The organism is Pedobacter sp. 01N416, from assembly GCF_056399685.1.
Genome location: NZ_JBFTRT010000658.1, coordinates 1 through 2,586 on the forward strand (window position 1 = coordinate 1; position 2,586 = coordinate 2,586).

At 38.5% G+C, this 2,586-nt stretch carries 4 protein-coding genes; all 4 read right to left on the bottom strand.

Annotated elements, in window-relative coordinates:
• Positions 1-98 precede the first annotated feature (98 nt).
• Complete coding sequence (locus AC1DND_RS25420; RefSeq protein WP_477585319.1) at positions 99-491, bottom strand: hypothetical protein; 393 nt, start codon at positions 489-491, stop codon at positions 99-101.
• A 373-nt stretch (positions 492-864) separates the two neighbouring features.
• Entirely contained in the window at positions 865-1,143 is a 279-nt protein-coding gene (locus tag AC1DND_RS25425; protein WP_477585320.1) for a hypothetical protein, read from the bottom strand.
• A gap of 132 nt (positions 1,144-1,275) precedes the next feature.
• Positions 1,276-1,776 carry a Riean_0653 family protein gene (locus tag AC1DND_RS25430; protein WP_477585321.1) on the bottom strand — a complete coding sequence of 167 codons (501 nt, stop codon included), beginning with the start codon at positions 1,774-1,776 and terminating at the stop codon, positions 1,276-1,278.
• A gap of 211 nt (positions 1,777-1,987) precedes the next feature.
• On the bottom strand, positions 1,988-2,515 hold the full coding sequence (locus AC1DND_RS25435; RefSeq protein WP_477585323.1) for a thermonuclease family protein: 528 nt from the start codon (positions 2,513-2,515) through the stop codon (positions 1,988-1,990).
• Between the last annotated feature and the right edge of the window lie 71 nt (positions 2,516-2,586).

The following is a 2,586-nucleotide window of genomic DNA, read 5'->3' on the forward strand; positions in this document are numbered from 1 at the left end:
GGGTTCACTAACAGATTTTTTGTTGGCATTAAAAACGATAATTTTCATTTAAAATGGAACTGAGATATTTAAATTAATTAACGACGGGCTTTATAGCGCTACAACATGTTCTTCTGTTTAGGATAAGCAGTATCATCCACAAGCACAATATTGCGCTCAGTACTTTCCATAGGGACACGGTTATCCGATTCGTTTTTAGGTTTCCAAGTTGCCTTTGGCATTGGAAAAGGTATTACCAGGGCTAATTTAGGAACGCGTGATAATGTATCTTTAAAATAGCGGTTAAATGTCTTTGTGCCGTTATAAACTCCAGAAACAGCTATTGTCTTTACCTTTTTGGGGTATTTGAAATATAAACGGGAGTCAAGTCTACCTGATGCATCGCCGGTTGTATCCAGTAAAACCTCATTGTTTAACTTGACCAAGAGCCGCTCACCCGGATAAAGCATAACTATAGCAACAGTGAAATTTGCACTGTCTTTATCTGGCATCCTATAAGTCTGGTCTGCTTTATTTTTACAGCCCAGTATGCCTATTGCAAGCAATATGTACAACAAAATTCTCATATCTTTTTTTGGGCGCACTCAATTAAACAGGGCAGTAAGTTATTTCGCTATTAATATAGATATTGACCCGGCTAAATACAAGTTTTCGCTTCATTTTGCTGCGAACTCTCTCAATATTAAGGTTCTATTAACGGTTTTTTAAGCAACCTGATTAGTGGCGTTACCCAGCCATTAACACACTCAAATGAATATTAACGGTAATAATGCCTGCTCAGTGTTCAATGCACATGCCATTGATATAAACTCCCCAACACTGACACCCTAATATGGCCATTCTCGCATCATGAGCGTTTCTATCTTATACTTCCCAATACTGTGAGGTGAGTAACGTCGCATATATAGTCCTCCAATCCGTAATGGAAACATGATTACTGTCTAACAATACCGAACCATCGTAATTRTCCATATTCTGGAACTCTATACCATAGTCAAGTAAAATACCGGTGGTTGCCTCGCTACGGTTTAGGTGCTGAAAAATAAAATTGTGCCTGTTGGCAAGTTCGTTAGGCGTATCCTGAGCTAAGCATAAGCTCAAAGAAAGCGACAAAAGCAGAGAAAGAAAAACTGACTTTAGCATTGTTCGTAAAGATTGAGAGGGTTAATAACAAATTGATCGGACAATCCGATCTTTGACTGATTTAAATGGAATATTTAATGCTTTTTCTAGATATTAGCTTCCAGGCAGAACATGTTGTTCAATATGCCTTGTTTAATTGGTAAATTGGACATCGAACCGTCCATCCGTTATAGAAACTGTTTTTCCGGTCTTTTCATTTTTTGCAGTAAAGTAGAAACGTCCGGAAACGATGTTTTTGGAAACATCGTATTTAGTGATCGTTATTTTGCCTGCAACAGCTTGATAATTAAGATCTGGACTACTGTATCCGACTTCTTGGGTAACAGGGTATTCCCCTACTGCGGTCATATTCCTGACCGGAAGCCCAATAGCTTCATTTGAGCTTTTTCTTATCGACCGTAGATCGAGGATGTGATACTGTATGGAAGCTGTAAGTGCTGGCAGACCGATAACACCATCAGGTGTATAAACCTTTCCATCAATAAGACAGCCAAAAGTATCGGCCCCGGTCTGTGTTTCGGCAGGGAGTTCTTCTTTTTTCGTAAAATCAGGATTTTTTTTACAGGACGAGAGGTTTAAAGCGAATAACAATAGCACAACAAAACGGCTTGTCAGATGCATTGAGGTTTTCATAAATAGGAGATTTGAGCGTGTAGTTTTCCATTACCTAAGTTATATTATTTAATATACAAAAACAAAATTATTTTTTACAAAAAATCTCTGAACTGCCCGCAACTCATTATCATAAAACCCTTAACATTTAAAGGTCTTTAAATTGCTGAAATGAATTAATAGGTGTGAATAGCGTTTTCGTTGGGACGGATTGATGATGGCTTTCATATAACTACTTTGCCAGACTATGCTTTTCTTCCCGCCATGCCCAGGGTGCTACAGCATCTTTCTCTTGCCACAAGCCTACTTTATTTTTCCTGGCGGTTATTTCCAGTTGTGCATAAAGTAAATCGCTTGAATATTTTTTATAATGCCAGGCCATGCCCTGTTTAATCATTTCCTGGTTCACCACCTGTTTTTTGCGGTTAATTACTACAGCAATTAATCTTTTATAGCGGTCGTATTTCTGGCCTTGTACACTCACCATTTGCCCAAAACACAAATCAGAGAGTGCTTTTTTAGCATGATTGCCAAAAGGTTGCGACCCTCTTTTCTCAGGACAATCGATATGGGCCAAGCGGATTTTAATGGGCTGGTGCTGAAAGAGTACCTMCATGGTATCGCCATCCATAATGCGGATTACTTTGGCCGTAAAAATAAGATGGTTATAGTTTGTTATTGGTTTGCTTTCGCCTGGTGGGATGAAACAAGCCTGGAGCGTTAACAATAAAACCAATAAACTTACTTTTCCCAACCGCATAATGTTTTTCCGTCTTTTTTGGCTTTTTCTATTTCCACCTTTATAATTTTATACGTGCAATTGCCTAAACC